The organism is Lysinibacillus sp. BSL11 (genome assembly GCF_052928325.1).
This window is the reverse complement of record NZ_JAVGCX010000021.1, coordinates 36,379-55,981: the sequence shown is the minus strand read 5'-3', so window position 1 is coordinate 55,981 and position 19,603 is coordinate 36,379. Positions and strand designations below refer to the sequence as shown.

18 protein-coding genes and 1 riboswitch are annotated in these 19,603 nt (G+C 39.1%); of the genes, 7 read left to right on the top strand and 11 right to left on the bottom strand.

What is annotated here, in order from left to right; genetic code table 11:
• Window positions 1–2: 2 nt before the first annotated feature.
• Window positions 3–245, bottom strand: coding sequence for a hypothetical protein (locus RCJ95_RS20995; RefSeq protein WP_004229360.1), 243 nt, complete (start codon window positions 243–245; stop codon window positions 3–5).
• A gap of 230 nt (window positions 246–475) precedes the next feature.
• Between RCJ95_RS20995 and RCJ95_RS20990 the strand changes: the two genes are divergently transcribed.
• The 4 genes from RCJ95_RS20990 to RCJ95_RS20975 all read left to right on the top strand — a co-directional run bounded on the left by RCJ95_RS20990 (window position 476) and on the right by RCJ95_RS20975 (window position 4,097).
• Entirely contained in the window at window positions 476–1,087 is a 612-nt protein-coding gene (locus RCJ95_RS20990; protein WP_446722740.1) for a class I SAM-dependent methyltransferase, read from the top strand.
• Between the two features lie 154 nt (window positions 1,088–1,241).
• Complete coding sequence (locus tag RCJ95_RS20985; protein WP_446722739.1) at window positions 1,242–2,369, top strand: DUF418 domain-containing protein; 1,128 nt, start codon at window positions 1,242–1,244, stop codon at window positions 2,367–2,369.
• A 13-nt stretch (window positions 2,370–2,382) separates the two neighbouring features.
• On the top strand, window positions 2,383–3,495 hold the full coding sequence (locus RCJ95_RS20980; RefSeq protein ID WP_446722738.1) for a sensor histidine kinase: 1,113 nt from the start codon (window positions 2,383–2,385) through the stop codon (window positions 3,493–3,495).
• On the top strand, window positions 3,492–4,097 hold the full coding sequence (locus tag RCJ95_RS20975) for a response regulator (RefSeq protein WP_446722737.1): 606 nt from the start codon (window positions 3,492–3,494) through the stop codon (window positions 4,095–4,097). Before RCJ95_RS20980 ends, RCJ95_RS20975 begins: the two co-directional genes overlap by 4 nt.
• 105 nt (window positions 4,098–4,202) lie before the next feature.
• On the opposite strand, the gene RCJ95_RS20970 is transcribed toward RCJ95_RS20975, so the two are convergent.
• The 7 genes from RCJ95_RS20970 to RCJ95_RS20940 form a co-directional block, all read right to left on the bottom strand.
• Window positions 4,203–5,258 carry a hypothetical protein gene (locus RCJ95_RS20970; RefSeq protein ID WP_446722736.1) on the bottom strand — a complete coding sequence of 352 codons (1,056 nt, stop codon included), beginning with the start codon at window positions 5,256–5,258 and terminating at the stop codon, window positions 4,203–4,205.
• Between the two features lie 156 nt (window positions 5,259–5,414).
• A complete protein-coding gene (locus tag RCJ95_RS20965) occupies window positions 5,415–6,119 on the bottom strand; it encodes an ankyrin repeat domain-containing protein (RefSeq protein WP_439778283.1) in 705 nt (234 codons plus the stop codon).
• Between the two features lie 115 nt (window positions 6,120–6,234).
• Entirely contained in the window at window positions 6,235–6,921 is a 687-nt protein-coding gene (locus RCJ95_RS20960) for a response regulator transcription factor (RefSeq protein WP_112117822.1), read from the bottom strand.
• On the bottom strand, window positions 6,899–8,377 hold the full coding sequence (locus tag RCJ95_RS20955; RefSeq protein WP_312129969.1) for a sensor histidine kinase: 1,479 nt from the start codon (window positions 8,375–8,377) through the stop codon (window positions 6,899–6,901). The genes RCJ95_RS20960 and RCJ95_RS20955 overlap by 23 nt, the downstream gene beginning before the upstream one ends.
• 178 nt (window positions 8,378–8,555) lie before the next feature.
• The gene (locus RCJ95_RS20950; RefSeq protein WP_446722735.1) at window positions 8,556–9,917 is read right to left on the bottom strand and encodes a PepSY-associated TM helix domain-containing protein; all 1,362 of its coding nucleotides are present in this window, start codon (window positions 9,915–9,917) and stop codon (window positions 8,556–8,558) included.
• A 169-nt stretch (window positions 9,918–10,086) separates the two neighbouring features.
• Entirely contained in the window at window positions 10,087–10,254 is a 168-nt protein-coding gene (locus tag RCJ95_RS20945; RefSeq protein WP_257521879.1) for a hypothetical protein, read from the bottom strand.
• Window positions 10,255–10,316: 62 nt separating this feature from the next.
• Window positions 10,317–10,439, bottom strand: a complete 123-nt coding sequence (locus tag RCJ95_RS20940) for a hypothetical protein (protein WP_004229388.1) — start codon at window positions 10,437–10,439, stop codon at window positions 10,317–10,319.
• Window positions 10,440–10,469: 30 nt separating this feature from the next.
• Window positions 10,470–10,661, bottom strand: a riboswitch (cobalamin riboswitch).
• A 341-nt stretch (window positions 10,662–11,002) separates the two neighbouring features.
• On the opposite strand from RCJ95_RS20940, the gene RCJ95_RS20935 reads away from it, so the two are divergent.
• Together RCJ95_RS20935 and RCJ95_RS20930 are read left to right on the top strand one after the other, a co-directional pair.
• Complete coding sequence (locus RCJ95_RS20935) at window positions 11,003–11,368, top strand: VOC family protein (protein ID WP_221680829.1); 366 nt, start codon at window positions 11,003–11,005, stop codon at window positions 11,366–11,368.
• 241 nt (window positions 11,369–11,609) lie between these two features.
• Window positions 11,610–12,965 carry a C40 family peptidase gene (locus RCJ95_RS20930; RefSeq protein ID WP_257521858.1) on the top strand — a complete coding sequence of 452 codons (1,356 nt, stop codon included), beginning with the start codon at window positions 11,610–11,612 and terminating at the stop codon, window positions 12,963–12,965.
• A gap of 42 nt (window positions 12,966–13,007) precedes the next feature.
• On the opposite strand, the gene RCJ95_RS20925 is transcribed toward RCJ95_RS20930, so the two are convergent.
• Both RCJ95_RS20925 and RCJ95_RS20920 read right to left on the bottom strand, forming a co-directional pair.
• Window positions 13,008–14,393 carry a UDP-N-acetylmuramoyl-tripeptide--D-alanyl-D-alanine ligase gene (locus RCJ95_RS20925; RefSeq protein ID WP_257521857.1) on the bottom strand — a complete coding sequence of 462 codons (1,386 nt, stop codon included), beginning with the start codon at window positions 14,391–14,393 and terminating at the stop codon, window positions 13,008–13,010.
• 142 nt (window positions 14,394–14,535) lie between these two features.
• Window positions 14,536–15,930, bottom strand: a complete 1,395-nt coding sequence (locus tag RCJ95_RS20920; protein ID WP_221680826.1) for a Mur ligase family protein — start codon at window positions 15,928–15,930, stop codon at window positions 14,536–14,538.
• A gap of 140 nt (window positions 15,931–16,070) precedes the next feature.
• On the opposite strand from RCJ95_RS20920, the gene RCJ95_RS20915 reads away from it, so the two are divergent.
• A complete protein-coding gene (locus tag RCJ95_RS20915) occupies window positions 16,071–17,282 on the top strand; it encodes an ATP-grasp domain-containing protein (RefSeq protein ID WP_004229393.1) in 1,212 nt (403 codons plus the stop codon).
• A gap of 76 nt (window positions 17,283–17,358) precedes the next feature.
• On the opposite strand, the gene RCJ95_RS20910 is transcribed toward RCJ95_RS20915, so the two are convergent.
• Window positions 17,359–19,551 carry a YheC/YheD family protein gene (locus RCJ95_RS20910; protein ID WP_255601023.1) on the bottom strand — a complete coding sequence of 731 codons (2,193 nt, stop codon included), beginning with the start codon at window positions 19,549–19,551 and terminating at the stop codon, window positions 17,359–17,361.
• Between the last annotated feature and the right edge of the window lie 52 nt (window positions 19,552–19,603).

Sequence of the window (19,603 nt, the reverse complement as noted above, 5' to 3'; positions counted from 1 at the left end):
TTTTATCTAAATAAACTTAATAACGCTCCCATCTGTCTCAACATATTTACTCCATTTGTAATCGTCCCAGCATGCCCCATAATTGTATTTAAATGATCTGGTAAATTTCCTAATCTAGGACCTTGCTGTTGCTGATTGGGAGAATAGTATGGTTGCACCATCCTACCTCGAAAAGGTGGGCCAAAATATTGCCTATTGTTTGGCGGATATGGACCTCTTCTAGCATTCGGCTGAAAATATGGCATTTATACACCCCCTATCTGAAAGCTTCTCACTAGTATATGTAAAAATTTTTATAGCGAATTAGACTTTTGGAGAAGAGGTTAAAAATAATAAGGGAACCATACTAGTTTCTCTGTCATACTATAAGAAAAAAGAAGGTGGTACTATTCAAGGCTCTCATTATCTTACCTTTTTAGCTAAGTACGGTGTCGGAGGCGCACATCCTGGGGGCATTAATCTATCAAAGGCTGTCTTGCAAGCAGAGAATATCGAGCAAAACGCACATATTTTAGATGTGGGATGTGGTACAGGGCAAACGGCTGCTTATTTAGCATCTTCCTATCAAGCAAACGTCACAGGTCTCGATATTCAGCCCATCATGATAGAAAAGGCTCGTCAGCGTATGCATAAAGCGCGTCTACCTGTTAAACTTCTGCAAGGCTCTATTGAACAAACCTCGTTAGCGAACGAAACATTTGACTTGATTCTAGCTGAGTCGGTTCTGGCTTTTGTTAATTTGCAGCAGGCTTTGCAGGAAATTTATCGTTTATTGAAAAAAGGTGGCCGCTTTATTGCTATCGAATTTACCATTCCTCAAACACTTCGTACCGAACTTGCAGACGACCTCCAACAATTTTATGGCTTTCAGTCTCTCCTCAGGAAAAAGGATTGGGTAAGACTACTGCAACACGCTGGTTTTTATGATATCCATATACAAAAAAACAAATCCATCTCATCCAAGCCTGAATTTCAAGTTTCCACAGATATGGAATCCGAATTCTATAAAATCATGGATCAGCATATTGCCATGAATGAAAAATACGAAGACATTTTAGACTATCGCATCTATACTTGTACAAAATAATGAGCCGGCAGCAAAAGCGTTGCTGGTTTTTTTGTGCTGTCACAGCATACTTCATGACACCTGTCATCAAGATTCTTTGACTGGTGTGAATAGGTTTTTTTTGGAGATTTTCTTATCCTTAAGGTAAGAAAACAAAGAAAGAGTGATCGAACTTATGCAAACACAACAAAGACTTCCCTTTATCGATATGCTAAGAGGCTTTGCCGTCTTAGGAACGCTTGGTACAAATATTTGGATATTTGCTTATCTTGGTGATTTATCGTATATCACCACAAGTGATTATTCTGGTTGGTGGTCCTTCAATGATTTTTTACGTATGGTCGTATTATTTTTTGTTAATGGCAAGCTGCTTGGATTGTTAACAATAATGTTTGGTGTAGGTCTACAATTAAAATATCAGCAAGCCTTACGTAGAGGTACAGCGTGGCCAGGAGTGTACCTGTGGACGATTGTCTTTTTAGGGTTAGAGGGGCTACTGCACTACACGCTTGTGATGGAGTATGATATTTTAATGAGCTATGCTGTTACAGCATTCATCGTCGCCTTTATTGTACGTTTGGGTGATAAGGTCATGACGGGAGCCTTTTATTTTTTTGGTGGCTTTCACATCCTATTGATTCTGCTTATTTTTATCAGTACCTTACAAGGAGCGGGTGTTTCCTTAAATGGCATGGCGTCCGTTACTGAGCTCTATGAACATGGTACATGGTTTGCGCAGGTGCAGCATCGTCTCACAAACTTTTTATTTTATCGCTCAGAAGCTATATTTATTATCCCGATGAATGTCTTTTTATTTTTACTTGGCGTGAGGTTCATGCGTAATGAGGTATTTTCACCAACAGACAAAGGACGTCAAACTCGACAAAAGCTCTTTAATATCGGTGTATTCGTTGGCTTTCCTATCAATCTGCTTATTTTTATTCCTGGTGGGCTTTTTGATTTACCTGTTCGCTATCTTTGTGCCCCTCTTCTATCCATTGGCTATATTGGAATTTTAGGTAAACTGGTAGAATATAAGAGGCTAGACTGGCTTTGGCAGCGCTTTGCTCATGTCGGTAAAATGTCTTTAAGCTGCTATGTCCTCCAAAACGTGCTTGCGTCGATTATTTTTTATGGCTGGGGGCTTGGCTTAGGTGGGCAAGTCAATAGCTTCACTGTCATTGGTATTTGGCTATCTCTATCAATCTTACAACTTGTTATAGCGTTTGCTTGGTTACAGCAATTTCAAACGGGCCCTATGGAATGGATTCGTAAAAAAGCCCTTCAAGCGATGACAAAGTAATCAGCAACAAAGGATGGTGCTAGTAATAAAAATATATCCTAGAGAACAAATTAAGCATTATTTAATCATTGATGCATTCTCTGTTATTTTCCTGATTGGATTGGTACTAGGGTCTCATTCCCTTCCCTTAGCTATGAAAATAACGGTGCTCCTTTTATACCTAATAGCCTTCTACATTGCTTTATGGCATCGAGATTGGAGGCTACTTGCCGCATCTCTAGTAGCCTTTGTCCTGATCACCCTACTTAGCATAATTGTTGATCCTTTTATGCTTATTTTTGGCTTTACCTTTGCCGATTTACTAGGACGGGCAAAATCAAAATGGCATATTGCCAGTGGAATTGTAGCCATCGCTGTCATGTTTTTGACGGTTATGTACACGACAACCGATTCTCTTTTACCGAAGGAATCACAGGTACTAGTACCGATTATGATGTTTCAACTAGTGCTCCCGATTCTCATTTATTTTGTGGAAAAGTCCAAAAATCTGCAGGCTGAGCTGGCAGACGTAAATACTCAGCTTGTTCAGCAAGAGGAACGACAACGGATCGCTAGAGACCTTCATGATACAATTGGCCATACGCTCACAATGATTAAAGTAAAAACCGAATTAACGACCAAACTGATTGACCGAGATCCTTCAAGCGTGAAGCCTGAGCTACATGACATATTAGCCACTACCCGTACCGCTTTAAAACAAGTACGTGAGCTAGTGTCTGATATGAATTTTATTGCGTTGCAAACGGAGCTTATCCATTGCCAACAGCTTTTACAAAGCGCGGATATTACGACAACCCTTGACAATCAATGTCCTCAAATCGTACTTTCTAGTGTGGAGGAAACGATGCTTGCTCTATGTGTACGAGAGACGACTACGAATATTCTCAAGCATAGTCAGGCAAAAAAATGCCATTTCACCATTCAATGTTGTAATGGCCACTATACACTTGTGATAAAAGACGATGGCATCGGTTTACAGTTGCAAGGACGTGGGAATGGCATCCACTCCATAAAAGAAAGAATGCATATGCTGCAAGGCTATGCCCTGATTGAAAGTGACACACCAGTAGGCACCAGCGTCACACTTACTCTACCCATTCAAGATGGAAAGGAGCCTCTAACATGATACGTATATTACTAGCTGAAGACCAACAAATGTTACGTGGTGCCCTAACTTCGCTACTAGCGTTTGAGCCTGATATTGAGGTCATAGCTGAGGTGGCGGATGGACAACAAGCATGGGAATTGATCCAGCAGGAGCCACCAGATATTTGCCTAGTCGATATTGAAATGCCCCATCTATCAGGGCTTGAGCTTGCTGAAAAAATTAAACAGGCCAACCTCCCTTGCAAGGTAATGATTGTGACAACCTTTGCACGCCCTGGCTATTTACAGAAGGCAATGGATTGCGAGGTACACGGCTATCTATTGAAAGATGAACCCATTGATTATTTAATTGCTACTATTCGTAAAATCATGCAAGGAGAAAAGGTGGTCAGCAAGGATTTAGCCGCCTCCTTATTTATGAAGGAGCAAAACCCTTTAAATGAACGAGAAATTGCGGTGCTACAGCTAGTCAAAAAAGGCTTGACCACAAACGAAATCAGTAAGCAATTATTTTTAACCAAGGGCACGATTCGCAATTATTTATCCACATCTATTCAAAAGCTACAAGTTGAATCTAGACAGCAAGCCGCTCAGGTAGCAGGCGAAAAAGGCTGGCTATAAAAAAAATCTCGCCACAGCTGTGACGAGATTTTTACAATGGTGGCATAAAACACGTTCCATTTATTAGGTTTCAAATGACAGATTCATTATTAAGCAAAAGAACGTTTATTTTCCTTGTAGAACTAAATTGGTTGCTGTAGCCCAGTTGTTTAATGGGGTTACGGTATAGCTGACATTTGTTTTCAACGTACCACCATTCGTTAGATCAAAAATACCTATAGCACCTTTACGTGATGAATAACGATATTGTGCTTGCAATGTACTCCCATCACTGCCTTTTAACGCTACACTTCGGCCAGCAAGTAAATCAGATTGCGGATCGTTTCTTATTTGTAATTCAAAAGATTTTTCATCCATGGCTTTCGCTGATTGCAGGCTGAATGGCGCGATTTCGCTCGCCACAAAGCGCTTTACATCTATTTCCGCCCATTGTGCGTACACACGGTAAGTCACACCTGGTTTTAAAACTTTGCCAGCAGGGAGTCTAAATTGAGGAGCTTGTCTGCCATCAGCTGCCTGTGTAAATGGAACATAATTAGCTACAAATTCTTCTCCCTCACTTGTTTTCACTGTCACATAGCGATCACGTAATGAAGAAATAACATCAAAGCGTTTGCCGCTAGCATCTCGATTATGACCATCTAAGCTAAATGCTAAATCTCCACGGCCTGCGCGATAGGCTTCAATAATATTAGCATAATCTACTACGCCATCCTCCTGAAAGGATTCCAATGTAAATGTATCATTTGTGACTTGCTCCACATTGCGTACATATACCTTTTCATCTGTGCCCTCAAAAACTTTATTGCGTTGCTCTTTATAGCTCAATGTATAGATAAAATCATCTTCTTGGAATGTTGTTGGTACAATATATGTACTCTTAGAGCCTGTCATTAAGCGTGGCACATTGACAATCTCTAAATCTCCATTAAACGTAAAATGTTTTTTTATAGCATCTAAATGATTTAGGTCTACATCAGCTGCTGCTAATGGCTGATTAAATGTAATTTGTAGTGTCATTGTATTTAATGGCTTGATGTTTGTAATTTTAGCTACTTGCTCGTTTTCCGCTACTACTGCTTTATTGCTTGCCGCATCTGCATTTAATGGCTCGCCTATGGTTACTAGACCTGCTGGGACAATGCGTTTTCTTAATTTCATTTGTTGAACACTCCTTTATGGTGTTATTTAGTTTACAAAATTTATCATAAGCTCCATATCTAAACTGCCAATAAATAAACTATTAAAAAAGAATTAAAAAATAGGAAAAAGAATTTAAGAACAAAAAACTGTAGAGAGCCATCTCTACAGTTTGAGTTATTTTGCGCCTGCTGCAAGTAGAATTTGTTCGATTTCTTTAAATCCTCGCTGTTTTGCATGTTGCAGTGGTGTCACGTTATTTTGATCGGGAATATTTACATCAGCACCATGTTCAATTAGTCGTTGTATTACGCTTTGCTGTGTTGGATTGCCGTTATTTAAGACAATCGCCTCCATCAGGGCTGTCCAGCCTAAATGATTCACATGATTGACGTCAATATCGGTATTGCTCAATAGCTCCTCAATGACCTCCACATGACCGTGCTCTGCTGCTGGTATAAGTGCCGTTCCCCCATATCGATTTAAAATAGTCGGATCAGCACCAGCTTGAATGGTCATCTTTAAAATAGCCAGATAGCCCTCCGCACCTGCATAGAGAAATGGTGTATTTTGCTGATTATCCTGAATATTAACATCTGCACCTGCATCTATTATTAATTTCGCTGCCTCGATATCCTGATTATAGGTAGCTATCATCAAAGCTGTTCGATTATTTGAATCTTGTACGTTGATGTCCCCTTTTTGACTTAAAACATGTTGAAGTCTATCGATATCTCCCTTTTCAGCTGCCTTTAGCAACTCACTCGCCCAATCTGTTTGTATCACTTCACTCCCTCCTCTATCCTGTTGTCTTGTATCCATTGTGGCACACCCTTGAAGCAAAAATGTTAATGCAATGATAACTGTCTGCCTTTTTTTCAATATTTATACACCGCCTTTCTTTCCTCAGTGTAAGCGGTAATGCTAAATTGCCCATTAACGAATTCTTAAAAAAGTCTAAAAAAACTACCCCGCCACAAGGACGAGGTAGTTTTACTTAAACATTGAAGCGATAGCCTGCACCCCATACTGTTTCCAAAAACTTGGGATGCGCTGGCTCTCGTTCAATTTTTTCACGTAGCTTTCGTATATGAACAGTGACAGTCGAAACGTCTGCAGCTGATTCATAGCCCCAGTTTCGCTCATATAGCTGTTCCTTACTTAATACTTGATTGGGGTGTCTAACAAAAAAGACAAGTAAATCAAATTCCTTCGTTGTAAAGGCAATCTCCTCACCATTAACAAACACCTTTCTAGCCGAAGTATCGATTGTAATGCCATGAATGGACATCATATGATTTGTTTGTTGATGGCTCGCCAGACGCTCATATCTCGATAAATGGGCCTTGACCCTCGCTACTAATTCACTCGGACTAAATGGTTTTGTAATATAATCATCCGCTCCTAGTCCAAGACCACGAATTTTATCAATATCCTCCTTTTTAGCTGAAACAAATAAAATGGGAATATTGTGTACAGCTCGAATCTGTTTACAAATGTCAAAGCCACTTATGCCTGGGAGCATAATATCCAAGATGATTAAATCATAATTGCCTTTAAGTGCCTGCTGTAGCCCATCCTCTCCATGATGTTGGATATCTACTGTAAAGCCATTAATCTCTAAATAATCTCGTTGAAGCTCTGCTATGCTTACTTCGTCTTCAATTAGCAGAATTTTTTTCATGATGATTCACCTTCTCCTCAGCCTTTTTCAATGAAATGAATATGCTCGTCCCTTTCGCTAATTCACTCTTTGCCCAAATATCGCCACCCATTTCAACAACGATTTGCTTTGCAATGGCTAACCCTAAGCCACTGCCTCCTGTTTGCGAATTACGTGAAGGCTCCGCACGGTAAAATCGATCAAAAATATAGGGCAATGCGGCAGGATCAATGCCTGCACCATTATCTGTTACCTGAATAATCGCATCCTCTGCTCGCTCATGCAAGGAAATAATGATTTGCCTATACGGCTTATCCATATATTTTTCGCTATTACTTAAAAGGTTCGTCAGGACACGTCTTAATTTATCTCGATCCACCATTGCCAAAAGCGGCGAGCCTGCTGATAGATATTGTAAATGAATGTCTCGTGCAATAAAATCAAAGCTTGCATCCTCTACATAATCATGCATATATTGCTGTAGATTGACGCTTTCTAATTGGAAGGGAATCTTTTTTAAGTCCAATTTAGAAAATAAGAATAGCTCATCAATTAATACATCCAAATCCTTTGCCTTTGTATAGATAGTAGTTAAGTATTTATCCATTTTTTCCTCTGTATTTGCCACACCGTCTTTAATACCCTCTACATAGCCGATAATGGAAGTCATCGGCGTTTTTAAATCATGGGAGATATTGGAGATGAGCTCCTTTCGATTTTCCTCGTATTGAAGCTGAAGCTGGATGGATTCTTTTAATTTGACTCTCATTTCCTCGAATGACCGATTCAGCTGACCAATTTCATCCTTCGAGTGGGTCGCAATCTCAAAATCCAAGTCGCCCGATTTAATTCGTTCTGCCCCTTCCTTTAATGCCGATATCGGTTTAATAATACTTCTTGAGACTAAATAATTTAAAAAGCCAATAATCATCATAAACAGGACAAATAAAATACCTAAAAGAATCGGTAACAGTTCCCTCGTTACCTCTGCATGGGAACTAACCTCTCTCAATACGAAAATACTGCCCTCTGTTTGATCTGGAAAATAAAAATCAAATTTGACATACGTATAAAAAGCTCGATTTATCATGATGGTGTCACGAGAATTAATATTGGTCTCTTCAAAGCTAGGTAAGCTTTGAAGCAATAATTGTTTATGCTCTTTCTGTGTTGAATACACGATTTGATGATCTTTTCGTACCACAATCTCTATCGAAGGCGCATTGATTTGTTCAAGCTGTTCGAGATCTAAAAGCTGCTGGGGACTTTTTTTAGCTAGTAATTTTAAATCTAGAAACGCATTTTCCTCTACTGTCGTCAAAGGCTTTTGGACATAAGATTTTTTATAAAAATGCTCAATCGCTTTGACATCACCTGTAATGGCAAAGGAAAAAAGAAAAACCGCTGCTAGTAATAGCGTGATGGCAATGATTATGACACCCACATATGATAGCAAAAACCTTGTTTTTATTGACATCTACATACCCCCATAAGCTGAAACTACTAGCAATGTACCATAAAAATCTTAAAACTTTATAAAATCATGCTGAAAAATCTATAAACATTTTTATCGCTTCAGTATAGTATTGCGTTCCTATAAATGAAATAAACAAAAAAGATACGGCACAATCCCGCTGTGCCGTATCATCTTTGCTTTATTTAGTTTCTTCTGCTCTTAGCTTCTTCTTTGTTTGCCAACCTAAAATGATATATTCAATTAATGCCACAGCGATTAATGACGCACCAAATAGCGGCATCATAATCCCTAATATGACAAGGAAAATGATGAATGGCATGGATATTTTATGAGAAATTTGCGGTGGTGCAGACAGCTCCCCTTTTTTTCTACGTAAAATCCAAGTGCGAATGCCCCACACGATTACGGCTAAAAAGGCTAAACAAACCACTAAGTTTAAAAGCTTATTCGGCCAGCCGAATAAATGCCCCTCATGTAATGGTATCCCCCACGTAAAGAATTTAGCTAATAGGCCATAATCGTCATAATTCACTTGATCGATAAACTTGCCACTATACTGATCAAAATACATTGTAGCTTCCGCTGTAGGTTTTACATCTAGCCCTGTTACACCAGAATTACTAGCCTTCGCCACTGTATAGACGCCCTCACCGTTTGACGGATAAATGATAGAGTAAGGCTTAGCAATGTTCATCGAATTGATTTCTTTTTCAAGCTGAGCAATCGTCATTTGGCTGTCGTTCGTATAACGGACAGCACCACCACCATGATGCTGTGCATGTTCCCCTTCTGAGGTCGGTGCCTCTAATTGACGAGTGGCCCATGGAATTTCAGAGACATCAGATGTTGGTGGCTTTTGTTGGAGTAATGGATACCCAAAAGTCGGATTTTCTGACGCTATATCTGCTAGCATGGAACCCTGAAAAGCAGACCATAATAGCCCAGTCGAAATGAACATCACCATTGGAATCGTAATGATTGTCCCAACAAGCGCATGCAATCTCTTACTTTTTTGCCTCTTATTCTCCGACTTGCCCTTCTTTAGGAGATTTCCTTTGAATGTCATATAAAGACCTGACAGTAATAAAAAGATCGTCCAGCAAGCTGCTAGCTCTACTAAATAGTTGACAAAGGCCCCACCAATAAAGAGAGAGCTATGCGTATTTCTCATAATATTTGAAAATGTATAATCGGCATCCTGACTACCAACCATTTGATTGTGATCATCTAAAAATACGTACTTTTGTTTAGCGCCATTAGATAAAGTTAAACGCGTATTATAAGGCTCCTCCAACATAATCACTTTTGTAGTAGAGTATCCTGCAAATGCCGCCTCCGCTTTTTCCACGGCCTCATCAATTGTTAAGACCTCTTCCTTATGGCTTTCACCAAAGAAATAATCGTCATATAATCGATTTTCTACATCTGTAAAAAACAAATAACCAATCCCACTTAATGTGAGAGACAGCAATAAAGGCGTAATAAAAAGTGCTGCGAAAAAATGCAACCGCCAAAACCTAGAATAAAGCAAATTTTTCATATTTGATCTCCAATCTCTCTATTTATAGCAGATTAATTATATAAATAAAAAGTGAAATATGAATGAAGTCCTAAAGGCAGTTTTATGACAAACAAATGTATTCCAATTGGTATTATGTTATTTACTCACAAAAATGGCTACTTCGTTTTTCGAAGTAGCCAAACATATTCTATCCTCTTAATTCTTTCAAAACATTGGCGTACGCTGCTAAAATAGATTGCTCATGTGAAGCATCGTGCCCAACATAATGTTCGACAAGCTCCTTTAAAGGTTTAGGCTCTAGCATAATTTCAAATTTGAATAAGCTTTCATAGTACTCAACAACTTGTGGATTCATGTGGACCGCTCCTTTAATTTTTTACATAAAAAAACATCTTTCTCTCATCAGAAAGATGTCTACTATGACAAATACACGACATAATACGGTGATTGCCAGATGGAAAGAAGCTTTCTATTAAACATAGAAGCACCCTTTTTAGCAATCATCGTACTATGAGCATGCAGGAGAAATTCTCTAGTCACACTCAACACCCCCTATCCGCGTAGGTTTTTTGGCTGTACTAGATAAAGGCAGGTCTCCTGGCTTATGTTCATCACACATTTCACCTTCCCATTACGACTCGTAACAGTGGCCTTTTGAAATGTGCTCCCATTTACAGTTGCGGGACAGCGTCGGCTTCACACCGATCTTCCCTTTTAAACAAATTAAAAAATCTAATTTGTACCTCTATCCTATTATTCCGTTTTTATTATTATACCATAGTATTAAATCTTAACAGAATAGAAATGTTGTGCTTTTAAGTTCTAAAGACTAAATTTGGAGCTCTATCCCTCTCTTTTGAGGTTTTATCCACTTAATTTGAAGCGCTATCCTCTAGTTTTGAAGTTCTATCCACCCGTTTAAATTCTATCCTGCAATTTGATGATTCTATCCACCAGTTTTAGAATCCTATCCTCCACTTTTGAAGTTCTATCCGCTAGTTTAAACTCTATCCTTCAATATGATCTTTTACAAATCTATCCTCTCCTCCATTTCAAATATCTAGGAATTACTCTATAATTAAGAAAAAAGGGGGCGGTTTGAGATGATTATGGGTTTACATCATGTGCAAATTACAATTCCGAAAGGCTGTGAGGAGCAAGGGAAGGATTTTTATTGTCATGTTTTAGGACTTCCAGAATTAGAGAAGCCTGACTCTCTTAAAGGACGCGGGGGATTTTGGTTACAGCTTGGTCAACAGGAAGTCCATGTAGGGACAGAGGATGGCTTCGATCGTTTGACCACAAAGGCGCATATTGCGTATCAAGTAGCGGATATTCAGTATTGGAGGAAGAAGCTCACAGCACATCAAATCAAGATACTCGATTCTGTGCCTATTCCTCATTACGAGCGTTTTGAATTCCGTGATCCCTTTGGTAATCGTGTAGAAATGATACAGAAAATCGTGTAGGCTGCCTCGTTTTGGGGCAGCTTTTTTCATGGAATTGTTCCATATTACATCTTACTGAAACATTTGTAATAAAACTGTAAATTCCCTTGATAAAGCCTTTTATAGCAAGTGTTGAAGCCATCCCTTCAGTCACCCTGGTAACATTTACCGCCCAGAAGCCCTACTTTTTCATGCTACGATTATTTCCATGGCAAAGGTATACAGGAGAAATCCTACTAGATGCTTTAGGAGGTTACACAACATGAATAAACGATTTTTATCTACAACACTTGCATTAACAATTGGATTTAGTTCATTTGGAATGGTGCAAACAGCGATCCAGCCGATACAAGTAGAGGCTGCAACAACAAATGCTCAGAACAACGCACAGGCGGTAGCTGCAAAAGCAGACCAATTAATTCAGACTGGTAAAAGCTTAATGGGGCAAGCAACATACAGCAATTCGGTTTACAAGCCTACATACCCATACAAATTTTCTTGTGCTTCATTTTTAATGTACATCTTCGAGAAAAACGGGGTAGACCTTGGTACGTATAATGAAAATTATATGATTCAGCAAGGGACTTATGTAGCAAGAAACCAATTACAAAAAGGCGATTTAGTGTTCTTTAAAAGTAAAAAAACAGGAACTGATCCCGATCATGTCGGTATGTATATTGGCGACAATAAAATCATCCATATGGCTGATAGCAAACAAAATATAGTTATCTCTGATTTAAATAGTAAGCCATATTATACGGAAAACTATGTATCTGCACGTAGAGTATTACCTACTCTGCTATCTGCCAACCCTGCTACAAAAGGCGATAAAATTGTAGAGAATGCTCTATCCTATAAAAACAAAGTAACGATTAGTTCAACAACAAATGAGGCTAGCTTACGCTTTACAGCTCCAACTTTCGTTGATTTTATCTATCGTAAAAGTGGAGTGACACTAGGCGCAACGTCATTAAATCAATTAATGAACCAAGGATCCACTGTGGCACGTGCTAACTTGAAGAAAGGTGATCTAGTTTTCTTTAATAGTGTCAAAGGCTCTAAAACACCTTCACTTGTTGGGATTTACGCAGGAGATCACCGTATCATCATTCCTAATTCAGATGGTGTAATGACAAGAGTATTATTTGTAGATTACTATACTGAACATTATATTACAGCGAAGCGCGTTTTCTCTGATAGCACCTCTACGCCCAGCGTAAGTGCACCTTCAGCAAGTACATCTGCCGATAAAATTATTGCCACTGCTACTGGTTTAACAAGCAAAGCAAAATTCGGCTATACGTACAATGAGAGTGCACTGACTTTTACAAGTGCGGGTTTTACTTATTATGTCTTTAAAAAGCATGGTATTGATTTAAAAGATAAACTAGCAAGTAAACAGGCTTTAGTAGGGACACGTATTCAAAAATCACAACTACAAAAAGGGGATCTACTGTTCTTCTCTACGAATAATGGTGGACAAGAAATCACACAAACGGGTATTTATATAGGCAATAATCAATATATTAGTATGACAACGAATAATATTGTAAAACAAAACATGTCTTCAACGTGGGCACAAAAGAATTTTGTAACCGCTCGACGCGTCTTAAAATAAATGAGGATAGGGGTGTCTCAATCATGTTGAGACACCCTTTTTCTATGCGTTTTTCAGTTTATTGGCAAATTCAATCATGGATCTACTAGACATCGGTCCCTTAATTAAAACTATCGTGTCTGCATCAAGCTTTGGCTTCAATAATTCTAAAACGCCTGCTACCTCTTTAAACGTATGAACCTCTGCACTGGTTCCATCCTTTTGCGCTTGATCGGCAATCTTCTCTGCCCTTTTGCCGATGGTAATCAATGTATCGATCTTTCTTAGTGCTACCATGGAGCCGATTTCGCGATGATATTTTTCTTCAAAATTGCCTAATCGCTTTATATCCCCTAAAACTAGAATGACCTTTTTGTCTTTTCCTACCGTATCTAGCACTTTTAAGGCGGCCTCTACAGATGTTGGGTTATTTGTCCATGTATCATCAATAATCGTACTGTCACCAAGTCCTGTCGTAAATTCTAAATGTCTTGCCATCTGTTTAAATGTTCTGAGTCCTGCGATTGCCTGACGAATGGTCAGCCCCATTTCATGGCTAGCTGCAATCGCGGCTAAGGCATTATAGACCTGATGCTCACCATAGCCTGGGACAAACACATTGTATGTTTCATCCGCTACCTCTAAAACAAACTTCATGCCTGTATTGGCAAACTCCACTTTCGAAGCCTTGTAATCTGCCGTATCCTGTAAGCCAAACTTGATAATCTTCCCTTTAAATCTTTTCAATGAGATTTTTTTAGTATTGGCATCATCAGCATTGATGATTAACGTGCCATCCTCTTTAATGCCTTCCACAATTTCTGCCTTGGCCTTAATATAGCCCTCCAAATTGAGACAGCCATCTAGATGATGCACACCAATGTTTGTAATGATGCCAATAGTTGGTTGATAGATCATACATTGATGTTTAATATTCCCCGTATTCCCTAAGCCTAGTTCAAAGATAGCGGCTTGTGTTTTATCGTCAATGCCCGTTAAATAAGGTAATGATTGCCTTGGCTCGTTTTTACTGCTGACGGATGCTTGCACTTGCCAATGCTTACTAGCAATATGTTTTAACATCTCTTTTGTTGTTGTTTTCCCACAAGTTCCTGTTAAAGCCACAACGGGAATTTCAAAGAGCCCACGATAATACTCGATAAATGTCCAGTATGCCTGTGCAACACTTTTCACTTGTAAAACGGTTGTATTCTCCAGTGCATTTTTTAACTCTGTAGACGGTTTATCGGATATGATAAGAGACGGACCTTTCCGATCAATCTCTTGCCAGTTGATGTGATCGTTTCGACTAACAAACAGGAGCGAATGGCTCTTTGTTAAATCATGCCGATTATAATAGATCGCCTGCTTAACAGACCATTGTTCTGATCCGTGAATGAGCTTTCCCTGTAGGACATTCCTAAGTTTCTGCACACTAATGGATTGCAAGTGTACTACGCCTCCTCTCTTTATCAATCTTGTAGATGACTTATTTCTTCTCTTGATCTAGCGTGCTGCTTTTTGATCAATTACTATACCTTATTAGAAAGCTCCTCTATGTGGCACAGTCAATATCCTATATTGAAAGAAGCTAATCAGCAGGTGGTGGAGGCTTTAGCTTTAGCTCCGTTGCTAGTTTAGAGACCTGTTTGCTATACATATCTCCCTTTATGAGAATGATGGTATTTTCATCCACAATCTTCTGCAATAACGGATAGACTAGCGTACTATTTTTAAATGTGTAAACAGGCGCGCTAAATCCTAGCTTTACTGCGTGATCAGCCATAATCCTTGCGTGTTCTCCAATGGTAATCAGGACATCCACGCCAATACGTTGAATTAATTCACCCGCTTGTTCGTGAATAATGTAGCCCCACGAACCTAAATCGGTAATCGTACCAATAACCGCAATCTTTTTCTTGCCGTCACCTAACTCATTCAACACCTTTAAGGCAGCCTCTAAGGAAGTGGTTGTAATACTCCATGTATCATCCAATAACATGGAATGATTAATGCCCTCAAAGAGTTGCAGCTGTTTTTTCAATTGACGGAATGATTGAAGCTGTTTTGCTGCGACTGGAATAGGCATCCCCATATCATGGACCGCGGCAATAGCAGCAAGAGCATTATAAACCTGATGCTCGCCAAACCCTGGTACAAGAATGTCATAGCTTTTTCTATCATGATGCAGGATAAATTTCATCCCTTTTTGATAGTAGTGGATATGGCTTGCTCGAAAATCACAGGAGTCATGCTTTCCTACCTTAATCAAACGCCCACGAAATCTCGAAACATCTATTTTTTTCGTATTCATATCTTCAGCATTGATAATTAATGTACCTTTTGGATGAATGATATCTACCATTTCTCCCTTTGCTTGAATATAGCCTTCTAATGTTTTGCAATAATTTAAATGATGGGCTCCGATATTCGTAATAATACCGATTGTCGGTTTGAAATATCTCCCTGCATTCGTAACGTCTCCAGGTGAGCCTACTGCTGTTTCAAAAACGGCAGCCTCGGTATCATCCTCAATGCCCAGTAAATATTGCAAAGAAGCCGTTCTAGAATTGCTGCTCAATGTCGTCGCAGTCACTTTCCGATCAGCCGAAAGAATATGTTTAATCATCTCTTTTGTCGTTGTTTTGCCTGATGTACCTGTAATCGCGACAATCGGAATATGAAACTGGCTACGATAAAAATGAACAAATTTCCAATAGGCCTCTTCTGCATTCACTACCTGTATCAGCATGACATGATCGGGAATGTCAGAAGGCCGATAAACTCTATCGGTCACTAGCACTAGAGGAGAAAGTGGCTCAAGACTTTTCCAATTAACAATACGTTTACTTGTAAAAAGGGCCGTATTGGATTTTTTCACTTGCTTTAATCGATAAGCCCCATGCTGAATCAGTGTATCCTCTGACCCGTGCACTAGATAGCCTGCCGTAATCATTGCTAAATTTTTCACCGAAAGAGGCTTCATATCTTTTCTCCCTCCTTTCTTTTCTAGTATATGTAACCTTTTAAAAGTTGCTTGGATGTAGACAAGATACATAACTAGAGGAAATCTATTTCATTGCATATATATAAAGGTGATTAAGTATCTAAGTACCAATAGAAGGAGTGATATACCTGAAAGCCATTGTATTTATCGGTACAAACAAATCTGGGTCTAGTCGTGAAGCAACAAGGGCAGCAGAAAAATTAGGCTACTTCACAGTACTTTTCACAAATAATGAAAAACAACTTGAACAGCGCAGAGCCTACCCCGACATCCATAAAATGATACTCATTGATACTTTTGATATCGAGAGCATGAAAGATGAAATTGAGAAACTAGGAAAAACTGGATTAAATATTAAAAGTATCGTTAGTTTTGTTGATCCATTTGTCCATATTGCTTCAACACTGTGTGATGAATTTTGTCAGAACTATACATCCTCCAGTGCAATTGAAACTATGGAGGATAAAGAAAAAACAAGAAAGTTTTTACAAGATCAACCATACTCGCCAAAATTTTTGCTCATGAAACCGAACGAACCCATAGCTAAAAATTTGACCTTTCCATTAATCGTAAAATCTCCTAAATCAACAGGCTCAAAAGATGTCTTACTAGCAACGGATGCCGATCAACTCAATAACCACCTCAAAGCACTACGCAGTAAAAATCCCTATGAAACCATCATGATTGAAGAATATCTAGATGGCCCTCAATATTTAGTAGAGGCGGTTGTTTATCAACGTCAACCACATGTCATTGGTATAATTGAGCAAGAAATTACGCAAGGAAAACGATTTATTATTACGGGTTATGGTGTTCTAGTGAAAGCCCCTAAAGACATCCAATCAGGCATCGAGGAGGTACTCCATTCCATCGTGAAAGCCTTTGATATTGAGAATGGAGCGCTTCATTTAGAACTTCGATTAACCCAAAATGGTTGGAAGCTTATCGAGATCAATCCTCGAATTTCAGGTGGCGCTATGAATAATATGCTACAAGCAGCTCTAGGTTTTAGTTTAGTAGAAGAAACATTGAAGATATTGCTAGGAGAACAGCCTAATCTGCAACCAAGACACAAAAAATTTGTTTATACAAAATATGTCATTGTGGAAAGTAGAGGAATATTAGAAAAGGTTATTGGCAAGGCAAGAGCGACAAGATCAACTGGCGTCGTTGAAGTATATGTCAAACCGAGAAGAGGCACTCTCCTCACCCCACCTTTATCAATGGGTCACCGTTATGCCTATGTCATTGCAGAGGGAGCAACCTTGAAGGAAGCAAGAAATCACGCAATCAATGCAGCGAAGGAAATAAAATTCATTTTGAGAGTTTGAAAAAAATATCCCGAATAATTGCCGCTTGCCAGTGGACAGTTACTCGGGCTTTTTTAATTTCATAAGTCGTAATCCATTATTCTTCTTTAAACGTTTGATCTAAAAATTTCACGGTTTCGAACATATTGGTTTTACTTGCACCCTTTACAAGAATGGTATCATGAGGCTTAACGAGCTTTTCAAGGAGGACATGCAATTGATCTTTATTAATAAAATGATGTACTCTGGATGGGTCCATACCCTTCGCGATGGCAGCATTACTCATTTCATCTGTCCTAAAGCCATAGGTAATAAATTCATCGATGCCTATGTCATATACGTATTCCCCAACCTTACGATACTCCTCTTCCCTCAAGACACCAAGTTCTCGCATTTGCCCAATAATGGCTACTTTTCGATTTGTCGCGATATTCGTCAGTACATCGAGCGCAGCACGAACCCCCTGCGGATGAGAGTGTACCGTATCATCAATAACCGTTATATCATCACGGCAATTATAAATCGTTAAGCGTCTTGGTGGTTTTTTGAAGTTGAGTCCGGCCTGAATATCAAGTGGACTAAATCCTAAAAGATCAGCCACTGCCACTGCATTCAATGCATTGTATACATGATGTTCTCCTAAAATAGGAATATATAATTCTATTTCTTGCCCATGCAGCTTCATTTTAAAGGACATGCCGACATCTTTATATTGCAAATCATATGCACGGTAATCCGCTTCTTTTTTAATGCCCACCGTGATGATTTTTCCTTTAAATTGTTGTGTCTCTAAGTATCTTGAATTGTCATCATCCTGATTGACAATGAGTAAGCCCTGTTGGTCCATGCCATGAATCAATTCCGATTTTGCCTTGGCAACACCCCTTACATCTCCATCAAAGTTCCCAACATGGGCTAAGCCTATATTCGTTACAATACTAATATTCGGCTGGATGATGCTACAGTGATTGGTAATAATGCCCGGGTAAGCCATACCATACTCTAATACAACGGCCTGATGTGAATCATTGATTTCTTCCTTATGCTTTTTCGTATGCTCTGTCGTATTCCAATAATCCTTTGATTCAAATACATTCCATTTTTTCGATAAGATGGAACCAACAAATGCCTTTGTTGTGGTTTTCCCTGCACTTCCTGTAATCGCAATAATAGGCAGGGTTTTCTTTGCCTCCACCTGCTTACTTTTTTGTTGGACAATTTTCTTTTTCAGCGGTTTTTGATTTTTGGCAAGATACATCGCATAACGGATGGAATGGATGACCACATCTAATTCCAAGTAAAAGGCAGGGGGACAGCCTGGGCGCCAATTGACCTCATACATCCAAATTTTTTGATGTTGATCTAAGCCCACATCAATGCCAATTTCATCAATAACCTCCCCAAATTTCGCCATTTGAATTTCATCCAGATGATGGGCCAGCGCTAGTGAAAAATGCTCAAGCATTCGCCGAATATTATAGGCCTCATCCTTAAACTCCTGCTCCAAAAAAGGATCTAAATAATTGGTATAACCACCATTATTAATATTCGGTATGATGGAGCCATTCGGTGCAATGCGTGGGTACACCGTTGTCACTACCCATTTACCTTCTCCATTTTTTTGAACATGCAGGCGGAAATCATAGACCTGACCAGATTTTGTAACAGATTGAATATACGGCTGCATAATAAAGGTGCCAGACGCAAGTTGCTCCTTTATCAATGAATCCAATTGTGGCTTTGTATAGGTTGTCGTGGTGCTATCCTTTCGCACCTCAAAATATTTGGCTCCAGCCTTCGTTATAAAATAAATACCCTTTCCTTTTCGTCCATCAATTGGCTTAAACACAACTCGTTTATAATAATTAACGAACTTATGAAATAAATCGGCATCCTTTACAATTTCAGAGGGAATCAAATACTGTTCAAATTCCTTCGCTTCCTTTAATCGTTTCATCACATTCCATTTGTTCCCGATTGAATGGGTTGTAAATGGAATCTCCTCTTTTAAACGGTCAATAATCTCCTTGGAGACAGATAATTTCTCAGGGCTTCCTGCATTATAGATAACATCAGGAAAGGGCATTGTTTTTTCTTGCCATTGTCCATTCTCATAGACCTTTGCTCGAATAGAACGTTTGGCAAAATCCACACTTTTAGGTGTGAAATAGAAAAATGTTGCGCCTTCAGCTTTCGCAACTGCTGCAAAGGCATAGGACTTGAGCACTGTTGTTGGATCAAGTCGATGATGCAGCATACCAATAATCGTCATAGCTAAACTTCCTTTCATTAGATTCTCTCTCTATTACATTCACTTTGTATCCCTTGCATATAGACAGATG

What these genes read in the sequence shown, in the direction of transcription:
- RCJ95_RS20995 (WP_004229360.1), bottom strand. Translation starts at nt 245, where the DNA reads ATGCCATATTTTCAGCCGAATGCTAGAAGAGGTCCATATCCGCCAAAC.
- RCJ95_RS20985 (WP_446722739.1), top strand. Translation starts at nt 1,242, where the DNA reads ATGCAAACACAACAAAGACTTCCCTTTATCGATATGCTAAGAGGCTTT.
- RCJ95_RS20980 (WP_446722738.1), top strand. Translation starts at nt 2,383, where the DNA reads ATGGTGCTAGTAATAAAAATATATCCTAGAGAACAAATTAAGCATTAT.
- RCJ95_RS20975 (WP_446722737.1), top strand. Translation starts at nt 3,492, where the DNA reads ATGATACGTATATTACTAGCTGAAGACCAACAAATGTTACGTGGTGCC.
- RCJ95_RS20970 (WP_446722736.1), bottom strand. Translation starts at nt 5,258, where the DNA reads ATGAAATTAAGAAAACGCATTGTCCCAGCAGGTCTAGTAACCATAGGC.
- RCJ95_RS20960 (WP_112117822.1), bottom strand. Translation starts at nt 6,921, where the DNA reads ATGAAAAAAATTCTGCTAATTGAAGACGAAGTAAGCATAGCAGAGCTT.
- RCJ95_RS20955 (WP_312129969.1), bottom strand. Translation starts at nt 8,377, where the DNA reads ATGTCAATAAAAACAAGGTTTTTGCTATCATATGTGGGTGTCATAATC.
- RCJ95_RS20950 (WP_446722735.1), bottom strand. Translation starts at nt 9,917, where the DNA reads ATGAAAAATTTGCTTTATTCTAGGTTTTGGCGGTTGCATTTTTTCGCA.
- RCJ95_RS20945 (WP_257521879.1), bottom strand. Translation starts at nt 10,254, where the DNA reads ATGAATCCACAAGTTGTTGAGTACTATGAAAGCTTATTCAAATTTGAA.
- RCJ95_RS20935 (WP_221680829.1), top strand. Translation starts at nt 11,003, where the DNA reads ATGATTATGGGTTTACATCATGTGCAAATTACAATTCCGAAAGGCTGT.
- RCJ95_RS20930 (WP_257521858.1), top strand. Translation starts at nt 11,610, where the DNA reads ATGAATAAACGATTTTTATCTACAACACTTGCATTAACAATTGGATTT.
- RCJ95_RS20920 (WP_221680826.1), bottom strand. Translation starts at nt 15,930, where the DNA reads ATGAAGCCTCTTTCGGTGAAAAATTTAGCAATGATTACGGCAGGCTAT.
- RCJ95_RS20910 (WP_255601023.1), bottom strand. Translation starts at nt 19,551, where the DNA reads ATGAAAGGAAGTTTAGCTATGACGATTATTGGTATGCTGCATCATCGA.